General features: G+C 72.0%; 17 protein-coding genes. 4 read left to right on the top strand and 13 right to left on the bottom strand.

Annotated elements, in window-relative coordinates; all coding sequences use genetic code 11:
• Window positions 1-23: 23 nt before the first annotated feature.
• The 11 genes from ACFW3L_RS09945 to ACFW3L_RS09895 form a co-directional block, all read right to left on the bottom strand.
• Window positions 24-344, bottom strand: a complete 321-nt coding sequence (locus ACFW3L_RS09945) for a MerR family transcriptional regulator (protein ID WP_378738438.1) — start codon at window positions 342-344, stop codon at window positions 24-26.
• 556 nt (window positions 345-900) lie between these two features.
• Window positions 901-2,490: a polyamine aminopropyltransferase gene (locus tag ACFW3L_RS09940; protein WP_378738436.1), complete on the bottom strand. Its 1,590-nt coding sequence runs from the start codon at window positions 2,488-2,490 to the stop codon at window positions 901-903.
• A gap of 91 nt (window positions 2,491-2,581) precedes the next feature.
• Window positions 2,582-2,953 (bottom strand): hypothetical protein, encoded by a 372-nt coding sequence (locus ACFW3L_RS09935; RefSeq protein WP_378738434.1) that lies wholly within the window; start codon window positions 2,951-2,953, stop codon window positions 2,582-2,584.
• A gap of 12 nt (window positions 2,954-2,965) precedes the next feature.
• A complete protein-coding gene (locus ACFW3L_RS09930) occupies window positions 2,966-3,478 on the bottom strand; it encodes a DUF2617 family protein (protein ID WP_378738432.1) in 513 nt (170 codons plus the stop codon).
• Window positions 3,479-3,485: 7 nt separating this feature from the next.
• Window positions 3,486-4,085: a DUF4178 domain-containing protein gene (locus tag ACFW3L_RS09925; RefSeq protein ID WP_378738430.1), complete on the bottom strand. Its 600-nt coding sequence runs from the start codon at window positions 4,083-4,085 to the stop codon at window positions 3,486-3,488.
• Window positions 4,086-4,404: 319 nt separating this feature from the next.
• Window positions 4,405-5,259, bottom strand: coding sequence for a sulfurtransferase (locus ACFW3L_RS09920; RefSeq protein WP_378738428.1), 855 nt, complete (start codon window positions 5,257-5,259; stop codon window positions 4,405-4,407).
• Window positions 5,260-5,319: 60 nt separating this feature from the next.
• Complete coding sequence (locus ACFW3L_RS09915; RefSeq protein ID WP_378738426.1) at window positions 5,320-5,727, bottom strand: hypothetical protein; 408 nt, start codon at window positions 5,725-5,727, stop codon at window positions 5,320-5,322.
• Between the two features lie 134 nt (window positions 5,728-5,861).
• Window positions 5,862-6,290, bottom strand: a complete 429-nt coding sequence (locus ACFW3L_RS09910) for a hypothetical protein (RefSeq protein WP_378738424.1) — start codon at window positions 6,288-6,290, stop codon at window positions 5,862-5,864.
• A complete protein-coding gene (locus ACFW3L_RS09905) occupies window positions 6,283-6,645 on the bottom strand; it encodes a hypothetical protein (RefSeq protein ID WP_378738422.1) in 363 nt (120 codons plus the stop codon). Before ACFW3L_RS09905 ends, ACFW3L_RS09910 begins: the two co-directional genes overlap by 8 nt.
• 117 nt (window positions 6,646-6,762) lie before the next feature.
• Window positions 6,763-7,701, bottom strand: a complete 939-nt coding sequence (locus ACFW3L_RS09900) for a peptidoglycan recognition family protein (protein ID WP_378738420.1) — start codon at window positions 7,699-7,701, stop codon at window positions 6,763-6,765.
• Window positions 7,702-7,831: 130 nt separating this feature from the next.
• Window positions 7,832-8,251, bottom strand: a complete 420-nt coding sequence (locus tag ACFW3L_RS09895) for a hypothetical protein (protein WP_352388098.1) — start codon at window positions 8,249-8,251, stop codon at window positions 7,832-7,834.
• A 366-nt stretch (window positions 8,252-8,617) separates the two neighbouring features.
• On the opposite strand from ACFW3L_RS09895, the gene ACFW3L_RS09890 reads away from it, so the two are divergent.
• On the top strand, window positions 8,618-10,201 hold the full coding sequence (locus tag ACFW3L_RS09890; protein ID WP_378738417.1) for an NAD(P)H-hydrate dehydratase: 1,584 nt from the start codon (window positions 8,618-8,620) through the stop codon (window positions 10,199-10,201).
• Here ACFW3L_RS09890 and ACFW3L_RS09885 read toward each other — a convergent pair.
• Entirely contained in the window at window positions 10,170-10,649 is a 480-nt protein-coding gene (locus tag ACFW3L_RS09885) for an NUDIX hydrolase (RefSeq protein ID WP_378738415.1), read from the bottom strand. The genes ACFW3L_RS09890 and ACFW3L_RS09885 overlap by 32 nt on opposite strands.
• Window positions 10,650-10,671: 22 nt before the next feature.
• Window positions 10,672-11,310, bottom strand: coding sequence for a TetR/AcrR family transcriptional regulator (locus ACFW3L_RS09880; RefSeq protein WP_378738413.1), 639 nt, complete (start codon window positions 11,308-11,310; stop codon window positions 10,672-10,674).
• Between the two features lie 103 nt (window positions 11,311-11,413).
• Here ACFW3L_RS09880 and ACFW3L_RS09875 point away from each other — a divergent pair, with 103 nt between their 5' ends.
• The 3 genes from ACFW3L_RS09875 to ACFW3L_RS09865 all read left to right on the top strand — a co-directional run bounded on the left by ACFW3L_RS09875 (window position 11,414) and on the right by ACFW3L_RS09865 (window position 16,069).
• Window positions 11,414-12,472, top strand: coding sequence for a hypothetical protein (locus tag ACFW3L_RS09875; protein ID WP_378738411.1), 1,059 nt, complete (start codon window positions 11,414-11,416; stop codon window positions 12,470-12,472).
• A complete protein-coding gene (locus ACFW3L_RS09870; RefSeq protein ID WP_378738409.1) occupies window positions 12,469-13,794 on the top strand; it encodes a methyltransferase family protein in 1,326 nt (441 codons plus the stop codon). Before ACFW3L_RS09875 ends, ACFW3L_RS09870 begins: the two co-directional genes overlap by 4 nt.
• 136 nt (window positions 13,795-13,930) lie before the next feature.
• Window positions 13,931-16,069 (top strand): PrsW family glutamic-type intramembrane protease, encoded by a 2,139-nt coding sequence (locus tag ACFW3L_RS09865; protein ID WP_378738407.1) that lies wholly within the window; start codon window positions 13,931-13,933, stop codon window positions 16,067-16,069.
• Window positions 16,070-16,108: the final 39 nt, after the last annotated feature.

The raw sequence follows: 16,108 nt of genomic DNA, 5'->3' as shown, positions 1-16,108 counted from the left end.
GAAGCCGACGGGTGCGGCCGCGTTCAGCTGGGCGGGTCGGCGGCGCGCAGCTCCTCGTTGATGCGCAGGGCCTCCTCCAGTTGGTCCTCCAGGATGATGATGCGGCAGGCGGACTCGATCGGCGTGCCCTCGTCGACAAGTTCGCGAGCGCGTGCGGCGAGCTTGAGCTGGTACCTGGAGTAGCGGCGGTGGCCGCCCTCGGAACGCAGCGGCTCGATCAGCCTGGCCTGACCGAGGGCGCGCAGGAAGGACGGCGTGGCGCCGACCATCTCCGCCGCGGCGCCCACCGTGTAGGCGGGGTAGTCGTCATCGTCGAACCGGTGACCGGTCTCGGGACGGGGCAAGTGGGTGTCCTTCTTCTCCTGTACGCACGTCGAGGGCCCCAGCGCCGTACGGCGCTGGGGCCCGAGAGTTCAATACCACCTACCGGACGCTGCCGGTCTTCCGCTTCCCGAGGTCGAGCTGAATCGGGATCGCGGGGATCGCTGTTGTGTGACCGTGGACCACCTTCTTCCGAATCGGGGCCTGCGGTACCCGAGCGGAACCTCTCCCGGCTCGGGCGATCCTGATGGCACCTACTCCTCTCGTTCTCACTTCGTGCACTGCTTTCGACTGCGTCCTACCGGCTCCCGACGCCGCACAACCGTGCGCCGGTCGAGCCCTACAGCGTTCCTGCGTTTCCTACCGGCTCCCGACGCCTTGAAGCACGTGCGCGCCGTCGAGCCGACCTGCTCTCCACCTGAGTATCCGGTGGTCCAGCCGTGTTTCTCAGTGGCTGTGGCAGAAAAACTAGCAGCGAGCAGAACGCATGTCTACCTTCACCGCTACAGATTTTCGGTTCTTGTGGAGGGAGTTTCGTCGGAGGGTTCAAGGGAAGGAAAAGGGGGCTGCCCGCGACGGTCAGTAGCCGCGCCAGGCCTGCCGGTCCTGGTGGTAACCGATGATCCTCGGATGCATCATCGTCGAGGACTCCACCTCGGCCTCCCTGCGGTCGATGGGGAAGACCAGCGCCGCGCTCAGCAGGTCCTCGTCCAGGAAGCGCAGCTCGGGGGGGTCCTCCGGCAGGCCCAGCTCGGGGGCGCCGCCCGACTCGGCGTCGGACACCCCCAGGTAGAAGCCCCAGTTCCCGAAGGTCGGCACGTCCACGTTGTACGGAGTGACCGCGAGCCCGGCCTCCTCCAGCGAGTGCCCCACGCTCCAGTAGGCGTCCGGGGCGAAGAACGGTGAACCGGCCTGCACGACCACGCGGCCCTCCGGGTCCAGGGCCTGCTCCAACAGCGCGTAGAACTCGATCGTGTACAGCTTCGAGGTGCCCACGTCCGTGCCGTCCGGCAGGTCAGCGATCACCACGTCGAAGTGGTCCCGGTTGTCGCGCAGCCACTGGAAGGCGTCCGCGTTGACCACCCTCACGCGCGGATCCTGGAAGGAGTCGTCGTTGAGGTCACGGATCACGGGCTCCGTCGAGGCCAGCTCGATCACGGCCGGGTCCAGGTCCACCAGGGTCACCGACTCGACGTCGTCGTAGCGCAGGAGCTCCCGGATGGCCAGGCCGTCGCCGCCGCCGAGGACCAGCACGTCCTCGCGGGGCCCGTCCATCGCCGGGTGGATCAACGACTCGTGGTACCGGTACTCGTCCAGCGTGGAGAACTGGAGGTCGCCGTTGAGGAACATGCGCACGTCTCGGCCGTCCAGGGACTGGGTGAGCACGATCTCCTGGTACTCGCTGCGCTCCGCGTGCGCGATCGGGTCGCGGTACATGGCCTGGCGGGCGTCCACCTCGAAGTTCTCCGCGAAGTAGTAGGCCAGACCCAGGACCGCCACGATGAACGTCAGCCCGACGGTCAGCCCCACGTAGGCGAGCCGGGTCAGGTCCGTACGGAAGAGCCACAGCACCACGGCCACGCCGATCACCGCGTTCAGCACACCCACCATCAGGGCGCCCTTCGGTAGCCCCAGCAGCGGGAGCAGCAGGAAGGGGAAGGCCAGACCACCGATCAGACCGCCCACGTAGTCGGCGGCGAACAGGTCGGCCACCGCCTCGGAGGCCTCCTGCTTGCGGATGCGCTGGATCAGCGTCATCAGCAGCGGGATCTCGATACCGATCAGCGTGCCGATCACGAACGCCAGGAGCACCAGGGTGGGCTGGTAGGCGGAGGCCGACAGCCAGGCGAAGGACCCGTACAGCAACAGGACCGACAGGCCGCCGACCAGGGACAGCAGCCCCTCCACCACGGCGAACGACAGCGCCGGACGGGACTGGTACCGCTTGGAGAGCAGGGAACCCACACCCATGGCGAACACCATCACGGACAGGACCACGGAGGCCTGGGTGATGGTGTCACCGAGCAGGTAACTGCCGATGGCGACGAGGGCCAGCTCGTACACCAGGCCGCAGGCGGCGCAGATGAACACCGCCAGCAGAACGAAGAACCGGGCCGCGCGCGGCGGCACCGGGAGTCGGGGCCGTGCTTGGGCCGTGGTCTCGCTCAAGGTACTGCTTTCTCAGGAAGGGACACGAGGGCGGGCGGACGACGTCGGGGGGTCGGGCTGGGAGCCCAGCCCGACCCCCCGCACGCGCGGACTACTTGCCGAAGCCGGAGCCTCCGCCGCGGTTGTCGCTTCCGCTGCCGCCGCTGTTGTTGGAGTTGTTGTTGCCTCCGCCGCCGAAGCCGCCGAAGAAGAAGAAACCACCGCCACCGCCGCTGCGGCCGTTGGAGCAGTCGTCGGTCGGGGACGGGCTGGGAGTGGGGCCGGACGCCGTGTTCGTGGTCCCGGTGGTGGTCGAGCTGGTGGAGCTCGTCGTGCTCGCGCTGGGGTCGTCCTTCGGGTCGCAGTCGGCGTTGTTGCCGCCGCTGGAACAGGCCGAGAGGAGGATCAGCAGGGCGGTCGCCCCGCCGATCGCGGCGAGCTTGTGTCTGGGAGCACGGGCTCCCCTGGTCGTGGTCGTGGCCATGTCGGCCTCCTCTTAGGGGGTCAGGGTCGTGGTCGTCGTCACCAGTTCGTCGCTCTGCGGGTAGGCGTGCCAGGTGCGCCAGCGCAGGGACGCCCCGCTGCCGGAGGTCAGGTGCAGCGCGGTGATCGCGAGTGGATCACCGGGGAAGGCGACGAGGAGCCCGCCGGGCGATTCGGAGGTCACGTCGTGGACCCCCGCCACCCGGCGGGCGAGTTCCGCGCGAGACAACGACTCGACGACCGAGTCGAAGCGGTAGTCGCCCACCCCAGGCAGGGGGTGCTCGGCGTTGCCGGGTAGTCCGCCGGAGGAACCCGGCAGACAGGCGACCGTCTCCACCAGCTCACCGCCGTCGGGACCGGGGCGCAGGACCACCTGGTGCGAGGCGCCGAGCACCCGTAGCTCGACCTCTCTGCCCGACACCGTGACGGCGCGGGTGGCGAGGGGTGCGACCAACGGGTGGCTCAGGGTCCAGACCAGGTCGTCGGCCTTGGTGTCGACGAAAGGGGCGCTGATGCTCGCGCGCATGTGGGTGTCAGCTCCCGGGGAAGATCGTGAAGGTACCGGGGGCGACCTTGGTTCCGGTGCTGACTTCCCAGCTGCCGTGGTCGAACCGCTCGAAGGCGAGCAGCTGGCCGTCCTCGGACTCGTAGTCGGCGTAGTCCATGCCACCCTCGGCCTTGAGGCCGGTGGTGCCCTCGGAGCGGTAGGAGCCGGAGCCCTTCTCCTCCAGCTTGTAGGTGACGCCCTCCAGCTCGATGGACTTGCCCTGGGGGACCATGGTCAGGTCCGGGCGGCCGGTCCACAGGGCCAGCTCGACGTCCGGGTCCTCCTCGACCGAGAGCCAGCGCTTGCCGCCCTCGACCTCCAGGAAGTGCTCGGACCAGACGTAACCGCCCTCGGACAGACGGAGGGTGCCACGGATCCAGGTCCGCTCGTTGCCCCAGTCGATCATGTCGCCCGCCTTGATGTTGCGCGGGTCACCGGCGGTGTCGGTCGTGGCGGAGGCGGCGAAGGGGTCCTGGGGAGGCGGGGGCGGAGTGTCCTTCTTCTGGGCCTGGGAGCGCTGCTTGTATACCAGGACCGCGATCACGATCCCGGCGATGAGAATCAGTAGCAGGAGGAGTTCGATCACCAGTGTTCCTCGATTCGCGGTGAAGCACGTCTTGGGGGTTCTCCCGGGGCCGGGCGGTCCCGTGCGATGTGACGCCGGTGCGGGAGGTGTGGTTCCGCTCCTGGCCGGATCGGGTCAGGGAAAGAGGGCGCTGGGGGGAACTCGTCTCGGGTGTCAGCAGTGCGCAGGACCAGCACGTTCCGGATTTTTCGGACCGTTACTCCCTCCAGCCTAGGTGGTTTACGGTCTGTCTCGGGGACCGGTACGCAGCGTGCCGGGAACGCCACGGGGCCCGCGCGTGTCGCGCGGGCCCCGTGGCGGGTCGGGTCTCGGTCCGTCGTCAGGGGCGGGGGTCCCCGGTCTCCAGGGGGAGGGCGTCGTCCCCTCCCCAACGGCTCCACGAGCCCGGGTAGAGGCGGGTCCCGCCGAACCCCGCGTGCTCCAGGGCCAGGAGGTCGTGGCAGGCCGTCACCCCGGAACCGCAGTAGGCCGTGACGGTGCGGGCGGAGTCCGCGCCGAGGGCCGCGAAGCGTTCACGCAGGACCTCGGGTGCGGCGAGGAGGCCGTCCGGGGCCAGGTTGGCGGGCCACTCGGCACTGCGGGCGCCGGGGATGTGACCGGCGCGGGCGTCCACCGGGGCGGGGGCCTCACCGGTGAAGCGGCCGTGCACACGGGCGTCCAGGAGCAGCTGGTCGGGGTCGGCCAGCTCCTTCTGGAGGGCGTCGGTGTCGACGATGCGGTCCGCGGGCCAGGGAAGGGCGGTCCGGTGGGCGGGGGCGGCGCTCACCTCACCCTTCTCCAGGTCGCCGGTCCAGGTGGGGAGACCGCCGTCGAGGAAGGCGGCGGGGGTGCCCAGGACCCGCAGCATCCACACCAGGCGTGCGGCCACGGAACCGTTCGCGTCGTCGTAGACGACCACGGAGGAGCGGTCACCGATCCCGAGACGGCCCAGGGTGCGGGCGAAGTCGGCGGCGGCCGGAAGCGGGTGGCGGCCGCCCTCGTCGCTGGAGGGCGCGGCGAGGTCGGTGTCCACGTCGGCGTGTACGGCCCCGGGGATGTGGCCGTTCAGGTGGGCCTCGCGGCCGGAGCGGCCGTCGAGGTACCAGCGGGAGTCGACGAGGACCACCTCGTCGCGGTGGTCACGGAGCCAGGCGGCGGAAACGGCCACCGGCAGGGACAGCGTCTGATCGGACATGGCGACAGCCTAGTGGGGGCACCTGTCGGAGAGTCGCCGCGCCCCGACGCACGGTTGCGGTCAGGCGCCGGGGGCGGAGGGGCCCGAGGAGGGGCGGAAGGCCGCGTACGCCAACCCGGTCAGGAGCGGGACGGAGAACCACAGCTGGTACCAGAAGACCGAGCCGAGGTCCGACCACGGCATGGTGGCCACGGAGGCCGAGCCCACCAGTCCGATCGCGAACGTCACCGCGCTCCGGGGCAGGTACGGGGCGGAGGGCAGGCCGTCGAGGAACAGCCGGGCCGCCAGGAGGGCGGCGCCCAGGAACCACAGGGAGAGGAAGATCTGGTGCCGGGCGGGGTCGGGGACGGCGTCGTCCCAGGCCGAGAGGGTCAGGACCAGGCCGACGGCGAGGACGACGGGGCCGCCCACCGCCGCAGGGGTGAGGGGCGTCCGACTGGGGGTGCGCGTTCGGGTGTGTGCCTCCATAGGCATCACCCATGCCCCGAGGGTGCCGGTCCATGCCTGGACGGGCGGGTCGGCTTCGCCACAGATCGGGCGGGTTTGGGGAGAGGGGGCGTCGGAGGCCGACGACCAGGAGGGACGACATCCGTCATGCGCGCCTAGGGGCGCGCCGCGTCCCGGTCCATGCGGTGGACGTGCAGGATCCACCAGAGCCCCAGGGCCGGCAGCACCAGCGGGATGAACAGGTAGCCGCTGCCGAAGTGGGACCACACCGTGTCGTCCGGGAACGCCCCGGCGGCCAGCACACTCAGTGCGCCCACCACGAGGACCCCGATCATCTCCACGGACACCGACACCAGCGCGACCACGCGCGAGGTGCGTCCGGCACGGGCCAGGCCCACCGCCGCGACCAGGTAGATCAGCCCGGCGAGTACGGAGAGTCCGTACGCCAGCGGGGCCTCGTCGAACCGGGTGGCCAGCTGGTAGGAGCCGCGCGCGGTCGCCGCGAGCGCGAAGACGGCGTACACCGCGACCAGCAGTCGGCCGGGGCCGGTGCGCAGGGTGCGGTCGGCGGATACCTCAGACAACGGGGCTCCAGATCTGCTCGACGCGGACCAGGAGGACGGGGAGGATCAGGCAGGCGAAGGCGATCACGGCCGGACCCCACTTGCTGCGCTCCATGAACCCCCACACGGCGCAGGCGGGCGGCAGCAGCGCGACGGTCGCGAGGTAGGAGACGAGCATGACCGTCTCCCCCGGGCGTTCGCCGCCGACCATCGCCACGGTGACCGCGCCGACCTGTCCGAGGACCAGCAGCCACAGCACGCCCATGCCCACCAGGTGGGGGACGAGCATCGGCTGGTCGCGGAAGGTGGAGACGAGACACCACACGGCCATCGCCAACGACACCATCTGAATGGTCATGGTCAGCCAGTCGACCACGCCGCCTCCGCTCCGCACGTCCGCCCATGTCAGCGGACCCAACAAACTACGACGCATCGTAGTCGTTGGCGGACACCACCGCGTACCCGGCCCCGTCCCGGGGCCGGGTCCACCGGTTCAGCGCTTCCAGTAGAAGACGTCGGCGGTCGCGGACGTGACCTGGGCCTCGACCTTGCCGTACTGCGCCACCCGCACGCGCACCCGGCGTCCCTCACCCAGGTTGCCCTTCCACGAGTAGGTGAAGTGAGCGCGGCCGCCCACGTGCACGGGGCTGTCGATCGGCCGGTTGCGCGCCACCTTCCAGCCGCCGTCCCCGTTCGGCTCGTACTCGGTGAGGCGGATCTGCGCCTCGGCGCCGGAGTCGAGCCCCTCCAGGGTCACCCCGACGGAGATGTCGTAGTAGGCGCCCTTGGTCTCCTCGACCCCGACGAGGGCGTAGAACTCCCCGGTCTCGCCGTCGTGCCGCTTGTCGAAGGCCAGGCTCGCCCAGCTGCCGGGCTCCAGCTTCTGGGCCTTGTCCTTCTCGAACCTGCGGTGAGAGGGCATGTCGTCGTCTCCTTCAGTGTTTCCGGGAGCCTTGGCGAAGGTGCCGTCCTTGACCAGCGCGTAGGCCTTGTCGCCTGGGCAGGACGTGGAGATGAAGTCGCGGTGGCCGAGCACCTTGCCGGAGATAGAGGTGTCCGGCTCCATGAGCCACTGCCGCAGCTGTCGGACCGCGTTGATCTGGTCGGGGGTGATCGGGTCGGAGGGACCGGTGGCCAGGGTGCAGGAGTAGTGGGAGGAGTTCCCGCCGGGCTGCGCGGCCTGGGTCCGGTACAGTCCGCGCCCTTCGAGCACGTACCCGTGGGGACAGGCCATCCAGCTGTACCCGATGTCCGCCCAGCCCCGGGAGGGGCCGGTGTGGAAGCTGCGGGTGTTGCGCCAGTAGGTGACGCAGGAGGAGTGGTTCTTGTTCGCGAGGTTCTGGTCGCTGCTGTCGTAGTGGATGACGAGACCGGAGCGGGGGTTGGCCTGCTCTGCGGGGGAGGACCCCCAGCCCAGATCGGACCTGGACACATATTTGCTTGGTCGAGGCATGGACCCATTGTCCCCTGCGAGGACTTCTCTACGTGTCGATTCCGTGACAACGGGCTATATGTGTAGAAAGTGATTTCTGGGTCGCGCGTCCCTTTTGTGTCTCAAGTGACTAGAGGGGCCAGAGGAACACCACGGCCTCGGCGGAGACCAGGTGCGCGTCGGACTCCCCGGACTGCGCCGCCCAGACCTCGACGCGGTGGCCCGGTTCCAGGCGGTCCTTCCACGCGTAGGTGAACCCCCCGTGCCCTACCGCGTGGGTGGTGACCTCCACCGGCAGCTCCCGGTGGAGGGAGCCGTCCGGCGCGAACTCGACCGCGCGCAGCTGGACCTCCCGGCCCGGGGTGATGTTGGTGAGCGTCACTCCCACCGCGAGGTCGTACAGGGCACCACCGGGCTCGGCGGCCCCCGCCAGTTCCGCCGGATCGGTCGGAGGCCGACCGTCGCGCAGGTCGAACTCGATCCGGTGCCACTCCCGAGGCTTCAGCGGTTGGCCGGTGGACTTGGCGAAGCGACGGTAGCCGGGTGTCATGGTGGGCCCCTCCCGTGGGACATCGGGTGGCCCTGCCCTGCCACCTGCGGTCACATCAAAAAGTAGTCCAGTGAGCACCACACGTGTCCGATCCGGTCCGGGCGCGTCCCCATCCGAGCTCGTCGCCTCGCCCGACGCCCAAGGGCGCGGCTCGCACGCCCTCCGGCCCGAGCCGGTGTGTCCGGGCACGGTGGGCGTCTCGCGTGCGGCCGCGCGCGTGCCTCAGCGGCGTGGGCGTGCCGAGGCGGCCGTGTCGGCCGGACCGGTGGTGCCAAGGGGATTGGTGTGGCCCGTGTGCGTGGCGGTGCGGGCGCGTTCCGGGGCGTGCGCCACGATGGAGGCACCGCCCCTCGAAAGGTGTGAACCATGCGCTCCGCCCACGTCGTCAGCGTCGTCCGGGAGGCCGAACAGGCGCTCATGGCCCGACTCCCCGAAGGCGCTCTGATGCGCCGGGCCGCCATGGGCCTGGCCATCCACTGCGCCCGCATGCTGCCCCGCGTCCACGGCTCCCGCGTGACGCTGCTGGTCGGCGGCGGCGACAACGGCGGTGACGCCCTCTTCGCGGGGGCCAGCCTGGCGGCGCGGGGCGCGTGCGTGCGTGCGGTTCTGGCGGGCAGACGGGTCCATCCCGAGGGTCTGGCCGCGCTGCGGGCGGCGGGCGGTCGGATGATCGACAACGGCCCGGCCGCGGCCTCCGGGGCGCCTGGGGCCCAAAGGAATTTCGGGACTCACGGGGAGGGTGGTGCGCCCCGCGCGCTGATCACCGCCGAGGCGCGGGCGGCGGTCCTGGACGCCGACCTCCTCGTCGACGGCCTGGTCGGGATCGGTGGCAGCGGCGGACTGCGCGAACCCTACGCCTCGCTCGCCGTCCTGGCGTCGGACGCGCCCGCCGCCGTCATCGCGGTGGACCTGCCGAGCGGGGTGGACGCCGACACCGGGGAGGTCCCCGGGGAGGCGGTGCGCGCGGACGCCACGGTCACCTTCGGCACGTACAAGCCGGGGCTGTTCGTCGACCCGGGAGCGGTGCGGGCCGGGCGGGTCAGCCTCGTGGACATCGGGCTGGACCCGGAGCTGCCCGAGGCCGACCTCGTCCGTCCACAGGCTGTGGACATCGCCCGACTCCTGCCCGTTCCCTCCGCCGAGGACGACAAGTACCGCCGGGGCGTGCTCGCCGTCCGGGCCGGGTCCGACCAGTACCGGGGCGCCGCCGTCCTGTGTGTCGGCGGCGCGCTGCGCACCGGGGTGGGCATGGTCCGCTACGGGGGCGGCGAGGACGTCCTCTCCCAGGTGATCGCCCGCTGGCCTGAGGTCGTGGGGCTGCACCTGGACCCGAGGAGCAGCACCGACCTCGGTCCGGGACGCGTCTCGGCTGTGGTGGTCGGGCCCGGCCGCGGCACCCACCCCGCCAACGCGGACGAGCTGCGCGCCCTCCTGGAGAGCGACGTCCCGGTGCTGCTCGACGCGGACGCCCTCAACCTGGTGTCGAGCAGCGTCGCCCTCACCGAGCTGGTGCACCGGCGGGGCGCGCCGACCCTGCTCACCCCGCACGCGGGGGAACTGGCCCGACTGCTGCCGGACACCGACCGCGCGGAGATCGAGGCGCACCGGTTGGAGCAGGCCACCCGGGCCGCGAAGCTGTACCGGTCGACGGTCCTGCTCAAGGGGTCCACGACGGTGATCGCCCACCCGGGTGAGCGGACGGTGGTCAACCCCACGGGCACCCCGCTGCTGGCCACCGCCGGCTCGGGCGACGTGCTGTCAGGGGTGGCCGGGGCGCTGCTGGCCTCGGGTCTGTCCGGGCAGGACGCCGCGATGTGCGGCGCCTACCTGCACGGGCGGGCGGCGGTCCTGGCCCGGGAGGGTGCCCCGATCAGCGCCTCGGACCTGCTGGACGCGCTGCCCCTCGCGGTCGCGGAGGTCACGACCGGGCGGCCTCCAGGCCGAGCCTGACGATGTCGGTGATGAAGTAGTCGCCGGGGTCGCGGGAGTCGCGCAGCAGGTGCAGTGTGGAGTCGTCGACCCACATGTACTCGGTGTGCTTGTCGGCCTCCAAAGCGGGGGCGGACAGGTCGCCGTCCACCCGGACCAGGTAGTCGACCTCGCGTCGGGTCACCCCGTCACCCGGGTCCCAGTCCAGCCGGTACAGCTCCGCGACCACGGCGGACAGGGTCCAACCGGTCTCCTCGCGAATCTCGCGGGCCAGCGCCTGGAGCATGGTCTCGCCGTCCTCCACGTGTCCCCCGACGATGTCCCAGCAGTGCGGGAACACCTTGCGGGTGCCCGACCTGCGCTGGGCGAAGGCGTGGCCCCGCGCGTCGACGACCACGGCCCCGGCGACCCAGCGCTCGCCGTCGGCGGTGTCGGGGAAGGCGATCCCCTCGGCGATCTCCACGTTCACGGTGCTCTCCTTCTCGGGTTGCCTACTCGGGGGTCCCCCGGCGGGGCAGGCGCAGCGTGAGCAGCTTGGCGCGCGGTGCGAGCGTCCCGGCCAGGTCGAACACGCCCTCGGTGCGGCTGCGGTCCTCGTCGAGTACCGAGAACAGGTTCACGCCCAGGTAGAAGGTGATCGCCGCGTAGGCGACCTCCTGCGCGGGAAGCAGCCGGCCCAGGGGTGACCCCCCGAGCACACGATCCCACTCGCCGGCGATGAAGTCGATCCACGGTTGGGAGCGCTGGTTGATCTCCGCGCGCAGCTCCGGCTTGGTGACCGCCGCCGCGACCAGTTCGGAGAACTCCGCGATGTAGCCGCGCTCCAGGTCGGTCCGGTAGACGCGGGTGGCCACCTCCACCAGCTCCTCCAGGGTGCGTGCCTGCCCGGCGAGCTCCCGGTAGAGGGTCATGCGTTCGGCGCTGGAGCGGTCGAGCGCGGCGAGCAGCAGCTGGTCGACCCCGCCGAAGTGGTAGAAGACCAGCGCCGAGTTGGCCTCCGCGCGGGTGGCGACGGCCCGGGCGGAGGCTCCTGCGTACCCCTCCTCGCGCAGCACCTCGCTGGCCGCCGTGATCAGGCGCTCCCTGGTCTCGGCGCTGTTCTTGCGGCTTCCGCCGCCGGTCCTGGACATGGTCCTCCCTCGGGTCGGGTTTCATCATACGGTTTAAGCGAGTGATTAAACCGTGTGCTTTAATCAGGTCGTCAACCCAGAGCGACGGCCGAGGAGGCCCACTGTGACCCAGCCGCCCCAGGAACCGGACCGCCCCTCCGACCGGGAGACGGATGATCGGTACGCGGCCGAACACCACCCGGAACCCGTCCGGGGCGTTCCCGAGGACGGCGAGGGAGTCTCCAGGCCCACGGCGGCCCGGTGGATCCTCGCCGGGATCGTCCTCGCGGTCTTCGCCGCCCTGCTCGCCGTCCGGGTGACCCGGTTCGGCGGCCTGGACCAGACCGCCCTGTTCTACGTCGGGCTGCCCGCCATGCTGGCCCTGCTCGTGGTCCTCTGCGTCCGGGTGCGCGGCGCCGGCGCCGTCGCCATGGCCGTCACCACGGTCTGTCTGCTCATGGCCGGACCGATGCTCGGGGAGGGCATGGTCTGCCTGGTCATCTCCGCTCCGCTGATCTACGGCGTGGTCGCCCTGGTCGCCTGGGTGGTCGGCGCGCTCCGGCGGACCGACAGGCGCCACTCCAACGCGCTGCTGGCCGTCCCGCTCCTGTTCGCCCTGGCCCTGGAGGGGGTCGCCGGGTTCTCCCTGCTCCCAAGAGAGGACGCCGGAACGGGATCGGTGCTGGTCGGCGCCGACCCCGCCGACGTGGCCGCCGCCCTCGCGGCCCCACCCGCCTACGCCGCCCCGGACGCCCTCCTGCTGAGCGCCGTCCCCTTCCCGGAACCGGTCGAGGCGGTCGGCTCGGGGCTGGAGGAGGGCGACACCCGGGTCGTCCACTTCACCCCGCGCCGGACCCTGGCCCCCGGCGCCGAGCCCACCCCGCGCCACCTGGGGCTGGAGGTCGTGGAGAGCGAGGTCCGCGCCGACGGCGGTCGGGTGGTCTTCGCGGTCACCGAGGACACCGCCTTCGCCAACTGGATGCGGATGGAACGCGCGGTGGCCACCTGGCGGGGCGAACCCGACGGCACCCGGCTGACCTGGGAGATCGAGTACACCCGCACCTACGACCCCTCGTGGTACTTCGGTCCCGTGCAGTCCCACGTCACGGACCTGGCCGCCGACTACCTCGCGGGGACCTTCCAGCGGGAGGCCCAGGCGCTCTCGGGCGGTGACGCCCGGTGACGCCCGAACTCCCCGCCCTGGTCGTCCGGGGCGTGGGCCTCCTCCTGCCGGTGCTCGCCGTCGCGGCGCTCTGCCTGTGGCGGGCGCCCCGGCGGCGGGAGGTCGCGGCGATGACCGTCGCTTCCGGCTGGGCCCTGCTCACCCTGCTGCCGCTGAACCTGATCGCTCAGTGGGAGGGCTGGTGGTCCTTCCACGCGCGGGGCGCGGTGTGGCAGGGCGTACCGGTGGACCTGCTGCTGGCCTGGGTGCTGCTGTGGGGCGCGCTGCCCGCCCTGATGCTCCGGTTCCTGCCGGTCCCGCTGGTCACGGCCGTGCTGGTCTGGCTCGACCTCCTCCTCATGCCGCTGGCCGAACCGGTGGTGGTGCTGGGCCCGCTCTGGCTGCTCGGTGAGTTCCTGGGCGCCACCCTCTGCCTGATCCCCGCGCTGCTGCTCGCCTACTGGACCCGGCGCGGTCAGCTGGTCCACGCCCGGATGTGGGCGCAGGCGGTGCTCGCCCTCGGCCTGATGGTGCTGCTGCCGGTGTACGTGCTGGCCACGGTCCCGACCGGGTTCACCTGGCGGTGGTCCGCCTCCCCGGAGGCGCTGACCGCGGGCGCGCAGCTGCTCGCCCTGGTCTGCCTGCCCGGCCTGGCGGCGGCGCGGGAGTTCGCGACGGTGGGCGGCGGGACCCCGTTGCCCCACGACCCGCCCGCACGGTTGGTGACCAGCGGACCCTACGCGTACGTGCGCAATCCGATGCAGCTCACCGTCACCCTCCTCTACCTGGTTCTGGGCCTGCTCCACCCGCCGCTGCTGGTGGGGGTCCCCGTCGCCCTGGCCTACAGCGCCGGGTTCGCCTCCTGGCACGAGGGCGCGCAGCTGCGCGCCTCCTTCGGTGAGAGCTGGGACGCGTACCGGGCGGGCGTGCGCGCGTGGCTGCCGCGCTGGCGACCGTGGCCGGGGAGGACCGGGGGTACCCTGTACGTCGCGGCCGACTGCGACCCCTGCCGTGGCGTGGGCGCCTGGCTGGCCGCGCGCGGGCCGACCGCCCTGACCCTGCGTCCCGCGGCCGAACACCCCGAGGTGCTGTACCGACTCACCTACGAGAACGCCGAGGGGGTCCGGTGGAGCGGTGTCACGGCCCTGGCACGGGCCATGGAACACCTGAACCTGGGCTGGGCGATGACCGGCTGGGCGCTGTCCCTGCCGGTGCTGCGCCACTTCGCGCAGCTGTGCGGCGACGCCTTCGGCGCCGGTCCGCGCCCCTCCAAGAGCGCTACCGGGCGTCCCGGAGAACGGCCGAAACCGGACTCACCAGTCATGAGCCACCCTTTCGCCTGAACACGTACGTCAACCGAACAATCGCCGCGAACTCACATGTTCCACGAGACCCCCTCGCCGTTATGCTCATGCGGGGCCGCGCCTCCCACGGGACACGCCCGGCCCACGCACCCAGCCCCCCGGCACGAGGAAGTCCATGGAAGAACAGGCGATGCTCGCGCGCGACCTCGTGCTGCGCGTCTGTGCCGGTCCCACCGAGTTCTCCCAGCAGTGGATCCAGGCCAGGGGCAAGGTCACCACCCCCTTCGTGGTGCCGCGCGACCGCAACCTCATCCGGGGCGTCGTCGAGGCCGGACGGGCCCTGGGCGTCGACCGGCTCCTGGTCTGCCGCACCCGCGCGGAGTACTCCTACGACCCGGTGACCGAGGTCCCCCTCGACACCGACACCCTCATCGACCTCATCCGGGGATGGGGGCCCACCCCCACCGACTTCCTCGTGTGCGTCGAGGACTTCTCCGCCGCCGTCCTGGTCTCCGCCAGCGAACTCACCGTCGCCTCGGGCCCGGTGGACTTCGTCCGCGAGATCGTCGGCCCGGACATCCCCCGGGTGCGCGCCGACTTCGCGACCAGGGCCCTGGCCGCCAACCGGCCCGACCTGCTCCGCGCGGCCCAGCAACACAACTGCGTCGAACCCGGCGCCCGCCACGCGCGCGCCACCCGCGTCCCCGGACCCGACCTGGCCGAACGGCTCGCCCGGGCGGCCGAACGCGCCCGCGAACGCAGACCGGGGACCGTCCGCTCCCTGCGGGCCCTGCGCGGCACCTGGGGCTGGCTCATGCTCGGCGTCCTGCTGGTCGCCCCGCTCGCGGTCCCCGCCCTGGGCGCGGCCCCGCCCGCCCTCTTCCTCACCTACCTCCTGCTGTTCCAGCTGGCGGTGCTCGCGCGCTCCCGGACCGTCTCCTTCGCCACGCTCCTGCGCACGACCGCGCTCGGCGCCCTCCTGGTCTGGCCGTTGGCCCTGCTTTCGGCCCTGGTCAGCGGGGCTCTCGGGTGGGACGTCGACGACGTGCTCAGCCAGACCTACGTGGCGGTCACCGTGGAGGAGGCGGGCAAACTCGTCCCGCTGCTGCTCCTGGTGGTGCTGGCCCGCCGCCGCGTGCGCCGCCTGTCCGCCGTGGACTTCCTGCTGCTCGCCGCCGCGTCCGGCGCCGGGTTCCAGCTGGCCGAACGGTTGTTCGTGGGGATCTCCGCGCCCCTGATGGACCCCGCCACCGGCCTGGTGAGCGGGGCCGCGCCCGAACCGTACGCCGGGCACGCCGTCGCCACCGGGCTGATCGGCGCCACCCTCGGCCTGGCGATCGTCGGGCGCCGGTACGGGGGCTGGCTGTGGCTGCTTCCGGTCCTGGCCACCTCGTTGGTGTTCCTGGATCACCTGGACGTCAACGCCCGGGCCGCCGGGGCCCGCCTCGACGGCTTCTCCACCTTCGTGCACACGCTGTTCGGCGGTGGCGCGCTCACCCCTTGGCTGCTGCTGGTCGCCCTGCTGTTCGCGGTGGCCATGGACTACCGGGTGATCGCCACGGCGGCCGAGACCACGCCCCCGCTGCCCGGTCGCACCCCGCTGCCGGGGCTGCGCCGCCGGGCGCACGGAAGGTCGGTGGCGCTGCGGGTGCGCGTCCCGGCCGACATCGCGCCGCTCTTCCGGCGGATCGCGCTGTCCTGGGTGGACCTGCCGGTCACCCTCGCCACCGCGGTCACCACCATCGCGCACGAGCTCGCCACCGCCACCATGGCCGCCAAACAGGGCCCGGGGGCCCTGGCCGACGCCCTGCGGTTCCTCCGCTGGCGCCGGGCCAACGCCATGGGTGAGGCCCGTTCACGGGGCCGGAGCTGGCGCCGCCACCCCTCCCAGGAGGAGCTGTCCGAGAACGCCCAGGACCTGGCTCACCGCATCGGCCTGGCCGGAACCACGGGCATCGTGGTGGGCGCGGCCGCGCTGTTGGCCCTCGGGCCCGGGGCCGTGTCGGGAGCGGCGCCGGAGGGGACCCCCGGGTACGCGGTGCGGGCTGTGGAGCTGTTCCTCGGCTGGCTCACAGCGGCGGACACCGCCACCCTGGTGTGGACCTCCCTCACCGGCCTGGCCGTGCTCAGCCTGCTCACCGTGGGCAACGCCGTGCCGCGCGCCCACCCGCGCATGGGCGAGTTCCTGCGCGCCCCCACCGCCAACACCGGCGCCATCCTGGGCATGCTCGCCCCCGGCCAGGTCGGGTACGCGTTCCTGGGGTTGGTCGGATTCATCCTGCCCGCCAGGGTGAACCGCCTGATCCGCCGCTGACCCGGCCGGGCGGGAACGGATCCCGGTCCGCCCGGACCG

It is taken from the genome of Nocardiopsis sp. NPDC058789, assembly GCF_042745575.1.
Classification (GTDB): Bacteria; Actinomycetota; Actinomycetes; order Streptosporangiales; family Streptosporangiaceae; genus Nocardiopsis; species Nocardiopsis eucommiae.
Note: the sequence above shows the minus strand (reverse complement) of the source record. Positions and strands in the feature narration are given on the sequence as shown.